The 19,009-nt window shown below is 55.9% G+C and carries 17 protein-coding genes and 1 pseudogene; 7 read left to right on the forward strand and 11 right to left on the reverse strand.

The annotated features are described in order from the left end of the window. Positions 1-14 precede the first annotated feature (14 nt). From AC2FIO_RS16950 to AC2FIO_RS16970, 5 genes are read left to right on the forward strand one after another with little or no spacing between them, the layout of a single operon-like run. Complete coding sequence (locus tag AC2FIO_RS16950; RefSeq protein ID WP_282170363.1) at positions 15-998, forward strand: BMP family protein; 984 nt, start codon at positions 15-17, stop codon at positions 996-998. Beyond that, entirely contained in the window at positions 967-2,373 is a 1,407-nt protein-coding gene (locus AC2FIO_RS16955; protein ID WP_496699101.1) for an amidase, read from the forward strand. Before AC2FIO_RS16950 ends, AC2FIO_RS16955 begins: the two co-directional genes overlap by 32 nt. After that, complete coding sequence (locus tag AC2FIO_RS16960) at positions 2,370-3,890, forward strand: ABC transporter ATP-binding protein (RefSeq protein ID WP_496699103.1); 1,521 nt, start codon at positions 2,370-2,372, stop codon at positions 3,888-3,890. The genes AC2FIO_RS16955 and AC2FIO_RS16960 overlap by 4 nt, the downstream gene beginning before the upstream one ends. After that, complete coding sequence (locus AC2FIO_RS16965) at positions 3,880-4,923, forward strand: ABC transporter permease (protein ID WP_496699105.1); 1,044 nt, start codon at positions 3,880-3,882, stop codon at positions 4,921-4,923. The genes AC2FIO_RS16960 and AC2FIO_RS16965 overlap by 11 nt, the downstream gene beginning before the upstream one ends. Continuing rightward, positions 4,920-5,861 carry an ABC transporter permease gene (locus AC2FIO_RS16970; protein WP_496699107.1) on the forward strand — a complete coding sequence of 314 codons (942 nt, stop codon included), beginning with the start codon at positions 4,920-4,922 and terminating at the stop codon, positions 5,859-5,861. The genes AC2FIO_RS16965 and AC2FIO_RS16970 overlap by 4 nt, the downstream gene beginning before the upstream one ends. Positions 5,862-5,973: 112 nt before the next feature. Here AC2FIO_RS16970 and AC2FIO_RS16975 read toward each other — a convergent pair. Continuing rightward, positions 5,974-6,153 (reverse strand): annotated as a pseudogene (locus tag AC2FIO_RS16975) (IS6 family transposase); the annotation flags it as partial. A 114-nt stretch (positions 6,154-6,267) separates the two neighbouring features. Here AC2FIO_RS16975 and AC2FIO_RS16980 point away from each other — a divergent pair. Next, entirely contained in the window at positions 6,268-6,960 is a 693-nt protein-coding gene (locus tag AC2FIO_RS16980) for a nitroreductase family protein (RefSeq protein WP_472724827.1), read from the forward strand. A 117-nt stretch (positions 6,961-7,077) separates the two neighbouring features. Here AC2FIO_RS16980 and AC2FIO_RS16985 read toward each other — a convergent pair whose 3' ends face one another. The 8 genes from AC2FIO_RS16985 to AC2FIO_RS17020 are packed head-to-tail and all read right to left on the reverse strand — an operon-like array spanning position 7,078 to position 17,167. Next, positions 7,078-8,436 (reverse strand): aminotransferase, encoded by a 1,359-nt coding sequence (locus AC2FIO_RS16985; RefSeq protein WP_496699109.1) that lies wholly within the window; start codon positions 8,434-8,436, stop codon positions 7,078-7,080. Further along, positions 8,429-9,991, reverse strand: coding sequence for a trimethylamine methyltransferase family protein (locus AC2FIO_RS16990; protein WP_496699111.1), 1,563 nt, complete (start codon positions 9,989-9,991; stop codon positions 8,429-8,431). The genes AC2FIO_RS16985 and AC2FIO_RS16990 overlap by 8 nt, the downstream gene beginning before the upstream one ends. Further along, positions 9,984-11,216: an aromatic ring-hydroxylating oxygenase subunit alpha gene (locus tag AC2FIO_RS16995; RefSeq protein WP_496699113.1), complete on the reverse strand. Its 1,233-nt coding sequence runs from the start codon at positions 11,214-11,216 to the stop codon at positions 9,984-9,986. The genes AC2FIO_RS16990 and AC2FIO_RS16995 overlap by 8 nt, the downstream gene beginning before the upstream one ends. Next, entirely contained in the window at positions 11,216-13,276 is a 2,061-nt protein-coding gene (locus tag AC2FIO_RS17000; RefSeq protein WP_496699115.1) for an oxidoreductase, read from the reverse strand. The genes AC2FIO_RS16995 and AC2FIO_RS17000 overlap by 1 nt, the downstream gene beginning before the upstream one ends. Positions 13,277-13,336: 60 nt before the next feature. Continuing rightward, positions 13,337-14,398 (reverse strand): ABC transporter substrate-binding protein, encoded by a 1,062-nt coding sequence (locus AC2FIO_RS17005; protein WP_282153236.1) that lies wholly within the window; start codon positions 14,396-14,398, stop codon positions 13,337-13,339. Positions 14,399-14,415: 17 nt separating this feature from the next. Next, positions 14,416-15,513, reverse strand: a complete 1,098-nt coding sequence (locus AC2FIO_RS17010; RefSeq protein ID WP_496699118.1) for an ABC transporter ATP-binding protein — start codon at positions 15,511-15,513, stop codon at positions 14,416-14,418. Next, positions 15,510-16,301 carry an ABC transporter permease gene (locus AC2FIO_RS17015; protein ID WP_496699120.1) on the reverse strand — a complete coding sequence of 264 codons (792 nt, stop codon included), beginning with the start codon at positions 16,299-16,301 and terminating at the stop codon, positions 15,510-15,512. Before AC2FIO_RS17015 ends, AC2FIO_RS17010 begins: the two co-directional genes overlap by 4 nt. Beyond that, positions 16,298-17,167: an ABC transporter permease gene (locus AC2FIO_RS17020; protein WP_432653528.1), complete on the reverse strand. Its 870-nt coding sequence runs from the start codon at positions 17,165-17,167 to the stop codon at positions 16,298-16,300. The genes AC2FIO_RS17015 and AC2FIO_RS17020 overlap by 4 nt, the downstream gene beginning before the upstream one ends. A 109-nt stretch (positions 17,168-17,276) precedes the next feature. Between AC2FIO_RS17020 and AC2FIO_RS17025 the strand changes: the two genes are divergently transcribed. Beyond that, positions 17,277-17,930 (forward strand): TetR family transcriptional regulator C-terminal domain-containing protein, encoded by a 654-nt coding sequence (locus AC2FIO_RS17025; protein WP_282170350.1) that lies wholly within the window; start codon positions 17,277-17,279, stop codon positions 17,928-17,930. Positions 17,931-18,024: 94 nt separating this feature from the next. Here the strand turns inward: AC2FIO_RS17025 and AC2FIO_RS17030 are convergent, their stop codons facing one another. Together AC2FIO_RS17030 and AC2FIO_RS17035 are read right to left on the reverse strand one after the other, a co-directional pair. Beyond that, the gene (locus tag AC2FIO_RS17030; RefSeq protein WP_496699123.1) at positions 18,025-18,567 is read right to left on the reverse strand and encodes an RES family NAD+ phosphorylase; all 543 of its coding nucleotides are present in this window, start codon (positions 18,565-18,567) and stop codon (positions 18,025-18,027) included. After that, positions 18,564-18,914: a hypothetical protein gene (locus tag AC2FIO_RS17035; protein WP_282170348.1), complete on the reverse strand. Its 351-nt coding sequence runs from the start codon at positions 18,912-18,914 to the stop codon at positions 18,564-18,566. Before AC2FIO_RS17035 ends, AC2FIO_RS17030 begins: the two co-directional genes overlap by 4 nt. Between the last annotated feature and the right edge of the window lie 95 nt (positions 18,915-19,009).

The raw sequence follows: 19,009 nt of genomic DNA on the forward strand, positions 1-19,009 counted from the left end.
AAGAGGATCTACCAATGAAACTCACCACAACCCGCCGTCAACTGATGGTCGGCGCTGCGGCCGCGTTGGCCGTGCCGGCTTATGTTCGTCGCGTGAACGCACAATCTGCGACCCGAGTCGCTGGCGTGCATATGTCTCCGGTCGAAAACGCGTGGAACAGTCGTATCCATGTAGCGATGCAGGAAGCCGCCGATGCTGGTCTGATCGAGTACGAGTTCTCGGAAGGTGTAGCTCCGACTGACTATCCCCGCGCGATGCGCGAGTATGCCGAAGGTGGTGCGCAAATCATTTGGGGCGAGTCCTACGCCGTGGAACGCGAAGCACGCGAAGTGGCGGGCGATTACCCGGATACCGCTTTCCTCATGGGCTCTTCCGGTGGGCCGGAAGGGGACAATTTCGGCGTCTTCGGCACCCGCAACCACGAGGCGGCCTATTTGGCCGGGATGCTTGCGGGCCAAATGTCAGAAAGCAACGTCTTCGGTTCGGTCGGTGGTTATCCGATCCCTGAAGTGAACCTGTTGATCAATGCCTTCCGAATGGGGGTGACCGAGGTGAACCCGGATGCCACCTTCGTCAACGGCTTTATCGGAGCATGGTTTGATCCGGCCCGCGCGCAAGAAGCTGCGATTGCCCAGATCGACGCGGGCGCAGATGTCCTGTTTGGTGAGCGCATTGGCACTGCGGATGCCGCCCAAGCGCGGGGTGTGAAGGCCATCGGTTCGCTTATCGACTATACGCCTCGCTATCCAGGCACAGTCTTTGCCAACGCGATCTGGAATTACGGTCCTACTATCGAGGCCATCGTAGCCGACGTTCAGGCCGGTAACCCAACGGGGCGCAACTACACAGAATATTCCTTCATGGCCCATGGTGGCAATGAGTTGATCTATGTCGCCGATGAAGTGCCTGCTGACGCCATCCCGGCAATGGAGGCTAAACAGGCCGCGATCCAATCCGGCGAATGGGATGTTCCAATCGACGAAAGCGAGCCCTCCTGATCCCGCGGGCTTTGACGTGACCGATGCCACGGCTCTTGCGGCCGCCATTACGTCAGGGCAGATCACTGCCTTCGACGTGATGGAGGCAAGCCTTTCTGCCAGCCACGCGCAGGCGGATTTGGGGGCCGTGGCATTTCTGGACGAAGACATGGCGCGCGCCGGGGCAAGGGCAGCAGACGCATTGCCATCTGACCAGCGCGGTCCGTTTCATGGGGTTCCGTTTTTGGTGAAAGACCTCGGTGGTTTCGCAAAAAGGCTACCTGCTGCGGCAGGATCCGCAGCAATCCGCGCACAAGCGCGTAAACCTGAAAGTGACAGTCGCCTGTTACAGGATTTGCGCCAAACTGGCTTGATCCCTTATGGCTTGACTACAACACCCCCATTTGGCCTTTCCCTGACATGCGAACCAGATGGCATGGCTGCGACCCGAAATCCATGGAATCCCGCGTTAACACCCGGTGGTTCATCTGGCGGCGCTGCGGCTGCCGTTGCAGGTGGTATCGTTGCAATTGCTCATGCCACTGATGCAGCCGGATCCATCAGAGTACCTGCTGCGTGTTGCGGTTTGACCGGGCTCAAACCGTCTCGTGGTGCGGTGCCCGGAGGCCCTGATTTTGCCAATCACCTGATGGGCATAGCATCTGAGTTGATCCTGGCGCGATCGGTCCGTGACGTGAAGACCGCCCTTGATGCTGTTGTCCAACCTATGGCCCCGGTGCACTTCCCAAAACGTCCCCGTGTCGCGGTGGCATTGCCGGATCGTTGTGGACCTGATCAGCGCAAAGCTGCGGAAGGTGCTGCCGACGCGCTGCGCGACGCAGGCTGTGAAGTGCATGATGTTCGTGCCCCCGACCGGATTGGGGCTGAGGCTCATGAAATCGCCCGAACCATACTGGCTGTTTCGTTGGCTGAGTGGCTGACCGCACTCAAGATCTCTGACGACCAGGTTCCACCGCTCGCAGCCGCCATGGCTACTGAGGGTCGTGCGACACCTGCCACCGCACTTTTTGCGGCCTCGCGACAGCTGGCACGCCTGACAAATCGCTCCCGCAAGCTTTTCAAATCCGCCAATGCCATCCTGATGCCGGTCCTCTCCTCTGCTCCGCCCGTTGTCGGCACTTTGGATCTGTCTGGCACTTCCACCGATGAACACATGGCGCGGCTGGAAGCTTTTGCCCCAAACGCCGCGCTTGCCAATGTTGCGGGCTTGCCAGCACTGGCGCTGCCTTTTGGCATGGCAAATGACCTTCCTCTCGGTGTGCAACTGATTGGTCCCACCGGCGCCGATTTCGCACTGCTAAAACTCGGTGCAATTATCGAGGCCCGCGCGCCCGCACTTTCCTTTCCGTCCCCAATCGCAGGCCTACCCGCATGACCAAGGTTCTGGAGCTTCACGGCATCACCAAGCGTTTTGGAACGCTTACCGCAAATGATGATGTGACCCTGACACTGGCAGAGGGGGAAATCCTTGCGCTTCTGGGTGAAAACGGCGCTGGCAAGACGACGCTGATGAATATCCTGTTTGGCCACTACGCAGCCGACGCAGGCACTGTCAGGGTGTTCGGGAAAGAGCTGCCTCCAGGCCTTCCACGTGCAGCGATCGAGGTGGGTGTGGGAATGGTTCACCAGCACTTCACGCTTGCGGGCAACCTCACCGTTCTTGAAAACGTCATGCTTGGCTCCGAACCCTTGACGCGCGCGCGATCCGCTCGTGGTGAGGCGCGCGAAAAGCTGTTGCAGATCGCAGAGCGGTTTGGCCTGCCCGTGAACCCCGAGGCCAAGGTTCGGTCGCTTTCCGTAGGAGAACGCCAGCGTGTTGAAATTCTTAAAGCGCTCTACCGTGACGCGCGCATATTAATTCTGGATGAACCTACTGCCGTTCTGGCCCGGCCCGAGGCGATGCGCCTGTTCGAGACCCTGCGCGACATGACGAAAGAGGGTCTCTCGCTTATCTTCATCAGCCACAAACTGCATGAGGTCATGGCTGCCTCTGACCGTGTGGCAGTGCTACGCGGCGGCAAGATGGTTGCAGAACGCAAAACCTCTGAAACCAACCCCGGAGAGCTGGCGGAACTGATGGTTGGCCGCAAAGTGGAACGGCCCGTACGCCATGACCATAAGATTGGCGCGCCAGTGCTGATTGCAAAAAATGTGCGCGTGGAAGAGGACGGTGAGTTGCGTCTGGATGACGTGTCATTCACCGTCCATACTGGTGAAATCCTTGGTATCGTTGGCGTTTCAGGCAATGGTCAGGCTTCGCTCGGCGGGTTGCTTTCTGGGCTGGTTCACCCAAGTGCCGGGCAGCTGACACTTCTGGACGAAGATATCGGTCATCTGGGGCCGCGCGGCATGATCCGTGCGGGGGCTGGTAGAGTACCAGAAGACCGGCACGCGGAAGGCGTAGTAGGCGAGTTGAGCCTGTGGGAAAATGCGGTGCTCGAACGGCTGCGCACACCAGAGTTTTCGCGCCGCGGCTTTGTCCGGCAAGGCGCCGCTCGCGATTACACCTCAGGGCTGATCGAACGTTTTGATATCCGTGGTGCCAGTCCCGACACGCGAACAAGGCTGTTGTCTGGCGGCAATATGCAAAAGCTTATCCTCGGTCGGGCCCTGACAAACGGACCGCGTTTTGTGCTCGCCAACCAGCCGACGCGAGGCCTCGATGAAGGGGCAATTGCCGCCGTTCATGCCGAGCTTTTGGCTGCACGGGCCGAAGGCGCAGCAATCTTGCTCATCTCTGAAGAACTGGAAGAAGCCGTGGCCCTGTCAGACCGTATACAGGCCATCGTTAAAGGGCGCTTGTCGGAGCCCATATCCGCCAACGAGGCTGACCCGCAACGTCTTGGCCTGATGATGGCGGGTGTTTGGAAGGAAAACGATAATGCGGCTTGAACGACGCACACATGTGCCACTGCACCTTGTGATCATTGCGCCGCTGGCCGCGATCTTTACTGCGTTACTTTTCGCTGCAGGTCTCATCGCAGCTGCGGGGGTAAACCCACTCACGGCGTATGGCGAAATGCTGACCGGTGCGCTTGGCTCCCGCCTTTCGATCACTGAGATGCTGACCCGCGCCACGCCGCTTATTTTCACGGGGCTTGCTGCGGCGGTCGCCTTCCGCGCGCGACTTTGGAATATCGGTGGCGAGGGACAGTTCTTTATCGGCGCGCTGGTCACCGCTTGGATCGGGCATTCGCTCGGGGTTCCGGGATGGATCGGTATTCCTGTTTTAATGCTGGCGGGCATGGCGGCAGGCGCGGCCCTGTTGGCGGGACCTGCCTATTTACGCCTGCGTTTCGGGGTGGATGAGGTGGTGACGACCCTTCTGCTCAACTTCATCGTAATCCTCTTCGTCGGCCTCATGATTGAAGGTCCGATGCGCGATCCATTGGCCTTTGGGTGGCCCTCTTCAGTGCCCGTAGACGGAGAATTTCGTCTGCCGGATCTGATCCCGCGCACGCGTCTGCATATCGGGCTGCTTTTTGCCATCGCAGCAGCAGGCGCCGTTTGGCTGATCCTGGCGCGCACCGTTTTTGGCGCTGAAACGCGCGCCGCAGGTTTGAACGCCAGTGCCGCTGCCTTTGCCGGAATATCCCTACCCCGAACGATCATGGGCGTAGCCCTGCTTTCGGGCGCTCTGGCGGGGCTCGCCGGGTCTGTCGAAGTCATGGGTGTTACAGCTGGGGTCACCACCACGATGAGCCCCGGTTTTGGTTATGCAGGCATCGTTGTCGCCATGCTCGCCGCTTTGCATCCGGCCGGCGTCGTTGCTGCCGCTGTTTTCGTTGCTACAGTCTTCGTTGGGGCCGACGCCATGAGCCGCGCGACCGGTGTTCCCAGTTTCATCGCTGATGTGATTGTTGCGCTCTGTTTGCTTACCATGATCGTGGCCCTTCTTTTCACAACCTACCGGGTGCGCCGATGAGTGATGCTATTGATCTGCTGCTGAATACCAGCCTGTGGGCTTCCGTGTTGCGTATTGCTACGCCACTCATATTCGGCGTCCTTGGCGCATTGCTCTGCGAACGTTCGGGCGTGCTCAATCTGGGGATCGAGGGGATTATGACCATGGGCGCGATGAGCGGTTGGCTTGCCGTCTACATGGGTGCACCTTTGCTCGCGGGCCTGATGATTGCCGCCTTTTGCGGCGCTGTGATGGGCTTGCTGCATGCCACGCTGACAGTTCCGCTTGGGCTTTCGCAACATGTATCGGGGCTTGGTATTACGCTGTTTGCATCTGCTTTGGCCTACTACCTCTACAGGCTACTTGTCGAAGTGGGTGACTTGCCCCCAACGATAGAGCCTTTCCAACCGCTCAATGTTCCGGGGCTTTCCGATATACCTGTTCTCGGTCCGATCCTGTTTTCCCAGGCCCTGCCGACTTATCTGGCGCTCTTTGCTGTGGCTGCAATGGCGTATGTCCTTGCCCGAACACCACTAGGGCTGGCCATTCGTATGACCGGTGAAAACCCGCATGCGGTTGAGGCACAGGGGTTGAACCCCATCCGCATCCGCATCGGCGCAGTCGTTGTCGGATCGGCTTTGATGGCGGTGGGCGGGGCTTTCCTGACGACAACGGCGTTTAACAGCTTTTTCCCAGGTATGGTTCAGGGGCGGGGCTGGATTTGCATCGCGCTGGTCGTCTTCGCCAGCTGGCGGCCCGGCAAGGCGCTGGTTGGCGCCGTATTATTCGCATTCTTTGATGCATACCAGCTGCGGCTGCAGACTGCGATTGAAGGCGTACCCTACCAGCTCTTCTTGATGGCGCCTTACGTGCTTTCCATCGTTGCGCTCGTCCTCGTCGCACGCAGAGCCGAAATACCTGCGGCGTTGATGGCACCCTACCGGCGCGGTGAACGTTAGCGGCATTCGTTCGCACATATTCACTGGAATTGATCAAGATAAAAGACTTCGCGCTGCAAACCTGAACGCGTGTTGTCGCGTTAATTTGCGGCGCACCAAGGAATACTGATACTCGGATTGTTAAGGCTGAGCAACGACGTGCTGGGACACAAAAGCAATTCCGAACGGCTGAATGGGTTGCCGCGAACCTCTTATAACCACCTGGAGATCGATGGCCTTGCTTCGACCGTTCCCGTTTTCGGAATGGGAAATGGCTGTTTTCAGCGCGGTTATTGAGAACCTTGTGCGGCCAGAGATGCTCACGACAACTTCGTCAAGGTGCCAGACGTCGCCTTGTTGGCCCTGTTTCCAAAACCCCGGGCGAGGTGCATAAACAGACAAACTGCATATCCAGAAGAGATCATCAATGTTTTCACGCGACAATATAAAATACGAACCCATCGATCTTCCTGACCACCTGGATTATTCGGCGGTTCAAAGCCTTGAAGAAGCCCGCGCATTCTATGCCCAAATGAAACGGCGGCATACGGTTAGGGACTATTCAAGCAAGCCGGTTTCTCGCGAGGTGATTGAAGAGTGCATACGCACGGCGGGCACAGCGCCCTCAGGAGCAAACCATCAACCTTGGCATTTTGTGGCTATCTCGGCCCCCACCTTAAAGAAGAAGATCCGCGAAGCCGCCGAGGAGGAAGAGCGCCAGTTCTATGAAGGTGGAGCGGGTGACGAATGGCTGAAAGCGTTGGAACCAATTGGCACCAACGACAACAAACCGCATCTCGAGGAAGCCGCATGGTTAATCGTCGTTTTTGCGCAGCGCTGGGGCCATTTCGAGGACGGAACGCGTTTCAAGAACTACTACGTACCCGAAAGCACGGGCATTGCCTGTGGTTTCCTGTTGGCCGCACTACATCATGCAGGCTTGGTCACTCTGACGCATACCCCGAACCCGATGAAGTTCCTCAATAGGATGTTTGATCGACCGGATAGCGAAAAACCAATCATGATCGTGGCAGTTGGTCATGCCGCGAAGGACGCAAAAGTACCTGCTGTGGCGAAGATCAAAAAGCCACTCGAAGAGATTCTGACGGTTGCTGAATAAGTGCTCCCGAACCATCGACGTCCCCGACCCAAAACGGACATTGAACACTGAATTCAAAGGTTGCAGCGGCATCTCGAACAGCGAGTATTCACAACAAGAGCGCACGCTCTTCATTGGTCACCGATCCCCTCCGAGCCACGTGCTTGTCGCTTCAAGCCCTTTTCGCAAGACATCGAACATTTGCTCAACTTCGCTCTCGCTAATGACAAGGGGCGGTGAAAGAACACACATGTTGATCACAGGTCGAACCAATAGCCCACGTTTCTGGCATTCGATATCGATCTGGCTACCAATTTCGTAGTCGCACCCCAGATCGCTCTGGGGATCACCGTCGACTGAGCATTGAACGCATCCCATCAACCCCATGCCACGTACATCGGTAACGATGTCAATCTGACCCAGCTGCTGTAGCTGATCCTGAAAAATCGGAGTAACCCTTCGAACGTGCTCAAGAAGCTTTTCCCGTTCAATAATTTCCATACTTTTCAGACCAGCGGCCGCGCTGACCGGGTGACCAGAATAGGTATAACCATTAGAAAAGGTTGCGTCTTTTCCTGAAACATCGGCGATCAATCTATCCGAGATAATCGCGGCGCCCATCGGTGCATACCCGGATGTCATTCCTTTGGCACAGGTAATTATGTCTGGCTGAATGCCAAAAACTGCCTCCGAAGCAAACCAATGGCCCAATCGCCCGAAAGCCGTCACTACTTCGTCGGAAATGTATAGAACATCATACTTCCTGCAGATGTTTAGGCAGCTTTCGTGATATCCTTTTGGCGGCACGATCACACCGCCAGATGCCAGAACCGGTTCGGCGATAAAAGCGGCAACATTTTCTGGGCCCAGCGTCACAATGGCGTTTTCCAGGTCCGAAACTTTCTCATTCAGAAAGCTCTCTTCGCTTTGACCAGGTGCACGGTAAAGCGGATTCACGTCCGGCAAGAAATGCGCGAGGTCATCCGCCTTGTCGAGCCAAAGCCGGTCACGCTCTTTTCCACTGATGCTCGCCGCCAGATAAGTGCTTCCGTGATAGGCTTTTTGCCGTGAAATGATTTTCTTTTTCTTGGGGCGTCCCAAGAGGTTGTTGCGGAAATGAACAAACCGGATGGCCGTATCAACCGCAGTGGAACCGCCGGTGGTAAAAAAGACATTGTTCAAATCGCCCGGCGCACGTTTGGCGATTTCGCGCGCGAACCGCGCAGCAGTCGAGTTGGAGTTGTTAAAGGGTGAGAAATAAGCAAGGTTCCGAGCTTGCTCAGCCATGGCCTCGGCCATCTCCTCTCGCCCATATCCGATCTGAGTGCACCACATGCCGCCCGGGCCGTCGATCAAGCGTGCGCCTTTTTCGTTCACCACATGGATACCGCTGGCACCTTCTATAAAAGTGCGATCGTTTTCACCCAAAGCCTCCATCCCTTCCCACGGGTGCAGGAAGTGGTCGTTATCCCATTGCTTGGCGTTAGAGTTATCCACGGCGGGCCATACTTTCTGCGCTCATCACTATTGGGAACTCTTCGCGGACCTGAGCGTCTGAGGCGCCGAAGTAGTTGGGGAAATGGCTATCGAGAATGGAATTGGCCTTGTCACGGGCGCGGTCCAGCAAATCCGTCTTGCCTTCGTTTTCCCATGTATCTGTGCGCTCACGATCCATAAGTCGCGGGTAGACGAATTCGCTGTTCATATAGCTCAGTGTGTGCGGGTTGCCGAGGAAATGACCTGGGTCGATGGCACATTGGTGGATCACATCCACCGCCATGGTTTCATCTGTTACCTCAATCCCGCGCAATGATCGTAGGATCATACCACCCGCTTCGTCATCAATAACCATGCTTTCAAAGCTGCATCCCATCAGGCTGCCGATCATACCCCCGAATTCGCACAAACGATTGGCACCGGCATGCGCGGCAAGCGTGAAGGTTAGCGCCTTTTCCAACCCGTATTGCGCGTCGGGTATTTTGGCATCGGTCATGCCTGCGCCAACGGATGTGGGAAGGCCATAGAAGTTGCCCATCTGAATGGCTGCCGCCCCGATCAGTGCCTGTTCGCCGCTGCCGCCGGTAAACGATCCGCTGCGCAGGTCTGTGATGAAGGGCCAGGCAGCAAAGCAGACCGGACAGCCCGGTGTGATGAGGTTTACAATGGCAACACAGGCCAGTGTTTCGGCTACGGTTTGAACCAGTGTTCCCGCAAGCGTCGCGGGGGCTGTGGCCCCGGCCTGAGGAGGCACTGCCAGATCGACAGTTAGCCCAAGTTTGGCGGTATCAATCAGGATTTCCATGTTCTCCTTGCCGATCCGCAAGGGGGAAACCATAGGGCAGCCGCCAAATATGACGCTTGGCTTCTTCATGAAAGCCCCATCGCCACCTTGCGCCATATCGAACATGCGAATGGCATGTGGGATGTGGCTACGGTCGCGAAAGGTCAGACAGGCAGGTTTTTGGCTACCTGCGAGCATCGCATATACGGTGTTCATGTCGTGAGCGAAATCATCGGTCACGTCGGTGGCCAAAACCGTGTCGCCCAGCATATGAATGTTATCCAAACAGTCCACCAGACGGGTGAAATCATAAACGTCGCGCAGGACCGAAGGGCGATAAGTTTTGGTCTCGGAATCGAAGGTTGTGACGGCTGTGCCAGAGTTGGCGAAATAGACACTCTCTGCCGAGCAATGCATGTCGTCTTTGCCTTCACGCTCTCCGCGGGCATAGACATAAAACTCCTTGGCAGCACCAGCCAGGATGTCTTCCATCAGCGCACGGGGAAAGCACAGCCGATTAAGGTCATTCATCACCGCGCCCTTGGGCAGCACCAGATCAAGCAGTTCCGGGAAATGGTCGGTGACGCCGGTGTTTTCCAGAACGGTCAGGGCCGCTTGGTGGATGTTCTCCATATCTGATTGGGTCAACGGCTTATAGCGTCCGCCGCTTAAGCCTCCACGCACGGCCTCGTTGCCCGTAGTCGCCTGTTGCACCTTTATGCGCGCGGCGCGCCCACCACCACCGCGACGGCGTGATTTTACCTCAGCCATTACCGGCCATCCTTTGTTCTGGTTCCGGACTGATCATTGCGAAATAGAAATCGTAAAAATCCTGGATCGCGGTTTCCATTTCGCCCAAGGGGCCCGGTTGGAAGTATTGAGAATTCACGCCGGACTGGTTGTGTCGAATGATGCGTTCGTCATCCAAAGATGTGACATGCCAAAGCCAGGTCAGGTCTTCTTTATTGTAATCTTGGCCTTCTTCGGCGTCAGCGCGAACCAGCCAGACCACCTGAATGTCGGTTTCCTGTAGGCCACGTGGAACAAAGCGGTAACCCACCATGTGATCCGAATAGATCAGGAACCAATTCAATGGACCAATATCAAAGTCAGTTGCGCCACCGTCGAAGCCTTTCAGCGCTCCAAGCAATGGCGCAAGCGCCTCGCCCGATTTGCTGCCGGTTTTGTAACCTTGGTAAAGCGGGTAGCGCCGATAGTACCCGCTGGTGAATGGGGTGGGCGCAGCCTCGCCAACAAGCGCCAATTCATCAGGCGTCAGCCCAACTTCTACAGCCTTTGCATTCAGCGGCTCGACCAAGCCAGCCATGTCTTGTGGCGATTTCAGGCTATGAGAGCGAGAGTATTCTTTGTGTGCTGGTCCGCAGTGGTAGCATTCAAGATAGTTCTCAACCGCCAGTTTCCAATTCGCTGGAACCGGAAATGACGCCGTATGCGCAATTTTCAAGTCGTCTAAACCATAGGGTTCGACGAGTGGCGAAAGTTGGCTGAGGACAGGATCAAGCGATGGCGTGTTTGCATCGGCACAGACAAAAATCAGGCCTTTGAAGACACTCACCTGAACGGGAAATAGCCCGAATTTGGATGGGTCAAAGTGTTCCCCCATGTTGTGGCCTGCACGAAGTTTTCCCGATAGCTCATATGTCCAGGCGTGATACGGGCAAACAAGAACACGGGAGTTGCCGGAGTGTTCAGTGCAGACGCGAGATCCACGATGGCGACAGACGTTCAAATGAGCGCGAACTTCGCCTTCGCGGTCGCGAACAATAATGATGCTCTCCGGGCCATAGTCGAACAGAAAATAGTCTCCGGAGTTTGGGATTTGGCTGACATGCCCTGCCCAAAGCCAGTTACGGTTCCAGACCTGGGCAATGTCATAGTTATAGATGTCTTGCGAAGTGTAGAATTCACGCGGCAGCGCGTGGCCGTACTGGTGCGAGGCCATCAAAGCATCTAACTCAAACGGTCGGCTGTTCATCACGTCTCCTCCAAATCGATTATCTCGCGGCGAAACCAATCCTTGTCTGCTTCTGCCTTTGGGCGTTCAAAATCGCGTGCCGCGCGGTGGCCTGCGAAGACTGCGTCCACGATCAACCCCGGAGACGCGGCATCGCCAATGAGTTCGAGGGTTTTCAATCCGGTCCCTTGCAGGCTGTCATAAAGAGCCGTCTCGCGGTGGCGCTCGGTGACCAGAACCGTTGAGGCGCACGGTATGTCAGTTTCGCGGCCGGTAAAGGCGCACCCAATGCGCGCGATGTCACCTTCAACCGCCGTCAGCACCTGATTGCAGCGAATGTCGATACCAAGCTCGATCAGGCGGGCCTGAATACGAGGCTGCTCCAAAGTATTGACAGCGTAAGTTGAAACTAAACTCTCTGGCGTGACAAAGACCACCTGGTATCCGGCGGTCGCCAGTTTTTCAGCGATCACCCCTGCCAGATAGATATGGTCATCATCATAGATCATCACCGGTCCATCCGGGGGCAGAATGCCTTTCATGATGTCATCAGGCGTCAACACTTTGGCGGTTTGCTCGATCTGAGGCATATGGCGCTGCGTGCTACGGCCGATGCCGTCGGTACGCCAATGGCTGCCGGTGGCCACAAAGACGTGTTCGACGCCAAGCTCTGCTACCTGATCGCCATCAAGTCTGCTGTCAGTGAACAACTGAACGTTGCCGCGCTGCTTTAAGTCATTCAGGCGATAATCGACGACGCGGGACCAAGCCGCGAGGCCGGGAAGTTTGCTTTCCATTGCAACACGTCCACCAAATTCAGCTGAGGCTTCGGCCAAGGTCACCTGATATCCTCGCCTTGCCAATTGCGTGGCGCATTCAAGACCGGCGGGGCCACCGCCAATAACCAAAGTATCCGCGTTGCTCTTTTTCGGCGCGATGATCTCGGGGTGCCAACCGCGGCGCCATTCCTCACCCATGGTCGGGTTTTGAGTGCAGCGGATCGGGATGCCCAGATTGTCGGATGAGACGCAGATATTACAGCCGATGCATTCGCGGATTTCGTCAATGCGGCCCTCTTCGATCTTTTTGGGAATGAATGGGTCCGCGATGGAAGGTCGCGCCGCTCCGATAAGGTCGACAATTCCCTTTTTGACCATCGACAGCATCATATCGGGGGACGTCAGGCGACCGACACCAACCACAGGTTTCCCGGTGATCTGTTTGACGTGCGACAGAAACGCGTTCTGATAGCCATCTACGGGTTGAAAGCGGGTTGTGGCACTGTCATTGGACCAGTCGGCAACGTTCACATCCCATAGGTCAGGAAGATCGGCCAAAAGCTCGACCACGGCACGGCCTTCTTCTGAAGCCTGCATGCCGTCAGCGCCCACCATCTCATCAATGGCAAAACGGAGCGCCACAGCGCAGCTGTCACCTACAGCTTCGTGGGTGTCTTCCAGCAGTTCGCGTGTCAGGCGCACACGATTTTCAAGCGACCCGCCATATTCATCACTACGCTGGTTCATATGCGGCAGCATGAAATGTTGCGCCAAAGTCATGTTGTGTCCGGCATAGACGTAAATGATGTCAAATCCGGCATCTTTCGCGCGCAGGGCGGCCTCGCGGTGCCAGCGGCGGAACTCGCGAATATCAGCTTTATCCATGGCCTGCGCCTGCTTGGGATGCGTCGTATCGACAGACATCTCGGAAGGTGCAAGAACCGGAGCCCGGGTCAGCAGGTTCTGCGCATGGTTGCCATTGTGCACCAGCTGGATAGCTGCCAGCGCACCATGCGCATGTACCGCATCCGTCATCAGCCGCAACGCGGGAACATCGCGCCCGTCCCATAGCCGCCCCTCGGCGTAAGGAGACAGGTCTGAGGTTGGGTGAATCTCGGTCTCCTGATTGGAAACCACCGCCCACCCACCTTCGGCTTTCATCCCACGAACGGCGGCATCCGCCCGCGGTCGGACATGCCCCAGCCCGGTGCAATGTGGCACCTGATAAAAGCGATTTCTGGCTGTGACTGGTCCAATCTGAACCGGTTCAAAAAGCAGAGCATATGGGTTCGCGTTCGACATGTTCACGCGTTTTCCTGTATCTGGGATCCGGAGCCGTAAGGCCCCGGAAAAGTGGTTGTGTTAGAAGCCGGCTTTGATCCGTTCAAATTCTGCCAGCATTTTCGCCTCAAGCTCGGGATTCACCGCATCAAAGAACAAACTGCCTTCGAAGAAGCTTTTAGGGTCAGCAAAACCATAGGCTTCGATGTTGGCCTGATCGGCAACTTCGAACGCTTTTGCGTTGGAATGTGGGTAGCCCCAGTTGTCGATGATGTACTGACCGCTGGCAGGGTCAGTGAGAGCGTTCAACAGATCATAGACCTGATCTACCGGAGTCGTGGAAGACTTCAGATGCACGTAACCGCACGCCCAAGTCGCGATGCCCTTATCGACATCACGCATCATGGCGGCAGGCACTTCGTTCCAGATCAGGTTCAGTTCTGACTGGTTCCAGGCCCAACCCAATTCGATCTCACCGCTGGTCATGGCCTGATCAAATTGACCCGCATCGGACCAGTAAAAGCGCATGTTCGGGTGGATCGAGCGCAGGAAATCAGATGCTTCCTTGAACTGCTCGTCGCTCAGATTGGTATAATCGTCGGCGTTTCCAGTGGCCAGCGCGGCCAAGGCGTATGCAGATGACGCGGCATCCGGGACGGCGATCTTGCCTGCATAGGCCGGGTCCGCCAGCATTTGCAGCGAGATATCGTCGCCTGAGATTTTGTCGGTGCGATAGATGAGGCCCGTGTTCCCCCACTCGAACGGCAACATGTAAAGCTTGCCGTCTAGGACGATGGCGTCGACTTCCTTGATCTCGGGCAGTACATCGGCCCAGTTGGTCAGTTTGCTTTCATCCAGCGGCTGGATCAGGTCGGCTGCGACCCATTTCCGGACCGCGTCAGAACAAGGATGCGCCAGATCAGCCGTGAAACCCGAACTCAGTTTCGTAAAGGCTTCCTCCTGACTTCCGAAATAGGAATAGCTTGGCGCCTCGTTCCCGTATTTTTCCATGTAGCTGGCAAAGAACCCGGGGTCTTCATATCCCGACCAGTCAAAAACCGTTAGATCAGCGCCACCTGCTATGGCACTTCCCGTGCCTATTGCCGTCGCACATGCGAAGGCCGCAATTCCCTGTAGTCTCATTTTATCCTCCCACTATTTTACTTTGTGTCTGTACCTAGATCGATCACGCTTGCCCCCTGAAGCCCCAGCCAAACTGCGTCGCCGCGTTTGAAATCGACCGTGTGAAAATAATTTGGAACTGAGACCGAGATTGGTTTCTCAGCTCCCGCAACCTGAATGTGGTAGTGAATGTTCTCGCCATAAAAAGCGACGTTGCTGACAGTGCCCTGAACCGTTGATGGGTAGTCTTCGGGCCTTTGAGCAGCGATTTCCAATTGTTCCGGGCGAATACCGATATTCATGTCTTTAGAGCTGGTCGCAACGTTGGGATTTCTCTCAATCTCAATCCGCCCGAAGGCGGCTGCATCGATAGACAACATATTGCCGGTTTCACCCAATAACTGGGCAGGCAGTATGTTCATCTCACCGATGAAACTGGCCACTTGCTGATCACAAGGACGGGCGTAAAGCGTGGTTGGTGTGTCCACCTGCTTGAGCCGTCCATTGAACATCACGCCAATACGATCGGACATGGTCATCGCCTCATATTGGTCGTGGGTGACCATCACAAAGGTGATGCCAAGCGATTGCTGCAGATTACGCATTTCAAACTGCATCTGTTCGCGCAGCTTCTTGTCGAGTGCTGACAAGGGCTCGTCCAGCAACAACACCTTGGGTCGCATGATCAACGCCCGGGCGAGCGCCACCCTTTGCCGCTGCCCACCCGACAACTCACTTGCGCCGCGATCCTGAAGACCGCCCAGCTCGACCATTTCCAGGGCTTCGGCCACGCGCTGGTCGATCTCAGTCTTAGGGGCCTTTCCCCGTAATCCATAGGCCACGTTGTTCCCGACGTTCAGGTGCGGGAAGATGGCGTAGCTCTGAAAGACCATGTTCGTTGGACGGTTGTTCGCAGGCACACCTTCCATATCCTGACCGTCGATCAGCACGGTGCCCTTGGTCGGTTCCTGAAAGCCCGCGATCATCCGCAATACCGTGGTCTTGCCGCATCCCGAGGGGCCGAGGAGTGAGAAAAACTCGCCCTCTTTGAGATCGAGGTTGATCCCGCTCGCAGCCAGGAATGTGCCATAGCGCTTTTCGACGCCCCTGAGTTCTATGATGTTGTTGACTGTCATCGGACCTCTGATGCGGATGAGCGGCGGCGGAAATACTCGGCCAGCACCAGAAGCAGAACCGAGGTGAGCAGCAGGATAGAGCCCAAGGCCAAAACGTTTGGAAGCTTGGCGGGGAAGCGGATCTGGCTCCAGATATAGACCGGCAGGGTTGGCTGGTTTCCGGACAGGAAAAAGGCCAGGACGAACTCATCGAAGCTGACCGTAAAAGTGACCAGCATGCTGGCTACGATACCGGGGGAAACGACCGGCAGCGTCACGCGGCGGAAGGTTTCGAACACGCCGACGCCCAGATCGTAAGATGCCTCTTCCAGCGACGCGTCGAAGTCATCAAAGGCAGACTTCAGGATCGAAACGGAAAACGGCAAGGCGAGGAACGTATGGCCCAGAACAACTGTCAGCAGAGATGGTTTGAGACCGAGAAACAGAAACAGAACCAGCATTGACGAAGCCACTATAATGCCAGGAATAACCAAAGGCAGCATTACCAGACCTTCAGCGGCGCGCTGACCCCGAAAACGATAGCGAACAAAGGCACGAGCAGCAAAAAGCCCCATAGCGGTAGATAGAATTGCGACGACCGTGCCGACACCCAGCGAATTCCAAAGGGCCTGGATCAACGTATCCTGTTCGCCCAGCTTCCGATACCAGTCCAGCGTCCAGCCCTTGATCGGAAAGGCAACGATTGTACCGCTGTTGAACGAAAACAACGGCAGAAAAAGAACCGGCAGGTACAGAAAAACCAAATACAGGAAAGCGTAGGCTGTCAGGGTCGAGGGGGGGCGCTTCATCTGATCCTCCTCCCAAGCTGGGTGGCGGTAATGACAAACACGATGGCGACGAAGCCTACCGACAGCATCGCGATCAGCGAAAGTGTGGCGCCGAGAGGCCAGTTGTTGGCGGCCCCGAACTGCACCTGAATAAGATTGGCAATCATCTTCCCGTCCGATCCGCCGACCAGCGCTGGGGTCACGTAGTCGCCGACAGTCGGAATGAAGATGATCAGGCAAGCCGCAATGATCCCCGGGATCGTCAGCGGCAGCGTCACCCGCATGAAGCGTTGCAAAGGACTATTGCCGAGGTCTGTGGCGGCCTCCAACAGACTTGGATCGATCTTCTGCAACGAGACATAGATCGGCAGGATCGCAAAAGGTGCCCAGGCATGAGCAAGCGTCAGCACGACAGCGAATTCGTTGTACAGCAGGAAGTCGAGCGGTTCGTCGATCAGACCAAGCATCATCAGTGCAGAATTCATCACCCCGTTGAACCCAAGGATGAGTTTCCAGGCAAATACGCGCAGCAGATAGCTGGACCAGAACGGAATGGTGATGAGCAGAAGCCAGATAGTCTTTTTCCGGGCCTTCATCGCGATGAAGTACGCGATGGGATAGGCCAGTGCGACAGTGACTACCGTAACTGCTCCGGCAATACAGATCGACCTTAGCATTAAGTGTCGAACCAGCGGATCGGCAAATGCGTCGCTATAGTTTTTCAGCGTCGGTGTCTTGTCGAGCGTTACGTAGGTTTGGGTCCAGAACGAATAGGCGATCAGTATCACCAAAGGCGCCGCCACCAGAAAGCCCACGTATGCCGTGGCTGGTGCGCTGAGGGTATAACCCCGGGACGCTTCGCTACGAAAAATCACCCTATCTCCCATCTCGGTACTTACGAGTCTCTAATGGACGATCGTCCATTTAATGTTGCGCCAGAAAGGCCTTTCGTGTCAATCTTCCTGTGAGCCACCCATATGAGAAGACCCTAAGCTGATGGAATCATTGAATAGAGTGAAAGATCCAAAAGGGAGAAAGCGTAGCTCGAAGCGCGATCCAGAGGCCAATAGGCAGCTTTTGATCAAGGCGACTTTGGACACGATTGCTGATATCGGAGTTACAGATACCTCGGTCAGTCGCATCTGCGAGCGCTCAGGTCTGTCGCGCGGAATGATCCATTTGCATTTCGGGGGGAAGGACAATTTGCTGACCGCAGCGGCCCAGCATTTCAGTACCGAATATTATGCCGAGATGGACAGATTGACCGATCTGGGCTCGGATGCATCGCCCGAAGACCGAGTGATGGCCGTGATTGAGGCTGATCTGTCTGAAGCTTTATTGAATCCACGAAGTACAAAAATCTGGCATGCATTCCGCGGCATCGCGAGCTCACACCCAGGCATTGCCCGTTACAGCAGCACTCAGGATCCCAAACTTGTCGAGACTTTGCGGCATGCGTTCACGGAGATAGCCCGGAAAAACGGGCATGATCCGAACTTGGTGAATGATGCCACCAGCGGAACGCTGGCCCTATTGGAAGGTATGTGGGTAAACTATCTTACCGATATGCAAGTTTTTTCGCGTCGACGCTCAGCTGAACTTATTCGAAGATTCTTAGCCGGACTTTTTCCCGGCAAATTCATTCTATGAGGCTTAGCGACGCTCGAAATTGATGTAGAGACAAAGCCCCATCTTCGAAAGCCAACATCCGCTTTGCGATGAAGAATTTTTCGAAATCAGGGGGTTATTGCCAGGATACATCACTGTTCGGTAGATCATCCCGGTGTAGGACCATCACCACATTTGGTCTGCTTGACGGCAAATGATCAACCGCGTCCCAATCCCAAAGAACCAGATTGATGTCATCAGGCGTGGCCCCCGATGCGAAACTGTTCACCAGAACACCTGCGTAGCCTTCGCCTTTCAGGCTTTCCGCAACATCATGAGTTGAAGGGATCAATTCCCTGTGCATCTCGGACTCCCAGTTGTCATTGGCGAGATCCTCCCAGGAAATACCCAATGCATGTCTGGCATCCCGGCTGGTCAGATCAACGATATGAAGGCAATCAACCGCCAGAAAATAAAATGTATAGGGTTCTTGATTCAGGCTGAAACGCACCTCGCGCGCGGCTGTTTCATGGGAAAGCGACGTATATAGCGCGGGTTCACCGATCGGGTTGAACCGCCCACCGCGTCGCGCAGCCCCCTCCCCTGATGTCGGCAGGTACGACCAGCGCGGTTTGGCGGCACGGATGACAGTACGCTGCACCCGGATGGCATGCTTCAAGCGTAACCACCTTCTAAACGCCGCAGAATATGGGACTTCAACGCCGTGTTCTCTCCATCCTTGACGATTTCCTCAGGCGTACGCCCGCCAAACCCCACAATGGGCTCGGATCGATACCAGGCATAGGCCATAAGCGAGCTTCCAACAGCCGGTGCAACGGCGTTCAAAATCTCAACTAGATGACGCAATGATGTCTGGACCGATACGGAAGCTACACGCTGCCGCCGAGACAAGGATTCCGGAGCAATGCCTAAGGTCTCACCAATCTCGCGCTTGGTGGTTTTAAGATGCCGGGCCAGACGATCCGGTGAGATCAATCGGTCTTCTACAAGATCACGTAATTCCATATCGATCACTCCTGATGCCACAATATATGGACCAATTTATTGACAATCAAGGCTGCCCGGCCTTTTGCCCCGTACTTTGCAGCAAAAAATCAAGC

Source organism: Ruegeria sp. CDSB086, from assembly GCF_059611065.1.

Excerpts from the sequence above, each read along its gene's own strand:
- AC2FIO_RS16950 (WP_282170363.1), top strand. The coding sequence starts at position 15 with ATGAAACTCACCACAACCCGCCGTCAACTGATGGTCGGCGCTGCGGCC.
- AC2FIO_RS16955 (WP_496699101.1), top strand. The coding sequence starts at position 967 with ATGTTCCAATCGACGAAAGCGAGCCCTCCTGATCCCGCGGGCTTTGAC.
- AC2FIO_RS16960 (WP_496699103.1), top strand. The coding sequence starts at position 2,370 with ATGACCAAGGTTCTGGAGCTTCACGGCATCACCAAGCGTTTTGGAACG.
- AC2FIO_RS16965 (WP_496699105.1), top strand. The coding sequence starts at position 3,880 with ATGCGGCTTGAACGACGCACACATGTGCCACTGCACCTTGTGATCATT.
- AC2FIO_RS16970 (WP_496699107.1), top strand. The coding sequence starts at position 4,920 with ATGAGTGATGCTATTGATCTGCTGCTGAATACCAGCCTGTGGGCTTCC.
- AC2FIO_RS16980 (WP_472724827.1), top strand. The coding sequence starts at position 6,268 with ATGTTTTCACGCGACAATATAAAATACGAACCCATCGATCTTCCTGAC.
- AC2FIO_RS16990 (WP_496699111.1), bottom strand. The coding sequence starts at position 9,991 with ATGGCTGAGGTAAAATCACGCCGTCGCGGTGGTGGTGGGCGCGCCGCG.
- AC2FIO_RS16995 (WP_496699113.1), bottom strand. The coding sequence starts at position 11,216 with ATGAACAGCCGACCGTTTGAGTTAGATGCTTTGATGGCCTCGCACCAG.
- AC2FIO_RS17000 (WP_496699115.1), bottom strand. The coding sequence starts at position 13,276 with ATGTCGAACGCGAACCCATATGCTCTGCTTTTTGAACCGGTTCAGATT.
- AC2FIO_RS17005 (WP_282153236.1), bottom strand. The coding sequence starts at position 14,398 with ATGAGACTACAGGGAATTGCGGCCTTCGCATGTGCGACGGCAATAGGC.
- AC2FIO_RS17010 (WP_496699118.1), bottom strand. The coding sequence starts at position 15,513 with ATGACAGTCAACAACATCATAGAACTCAGGGGCGTCGAAAAGCGCTAT.
- AC2FIO_RS17015 (WP_496699120.1), bottom strand. The coding sequence starts at position 16,301 with ATGAAGCGCCCCCCCTCGACCCTGACAGCCTACGCTTTCCTGTATTTG.
- AC2FIO_RS17020 (WP_432653528.1), bottom strand. The coding sequence starts at position 17,167 with ATGGGAGATAGGGTGATTTTTCGTAGCGAAGCGTCCCGGGGTTATACC.
- AC2FIO_RS17025 (WP_282170350.1), top strand. The coding sequence starts at position 17,277 with ATGGAATCATTGAATAGAGTGAAAGATCCAAAAGGGAGAAAGCGTAGC.
- AC2FIO_RS17035 (WP_282170348.1), bottom strand. The coding sequence starts at position 18,914 with ATGGAATTACGTGATCTTGTAGAAGACCGATTGATCTCACCGGATCGT.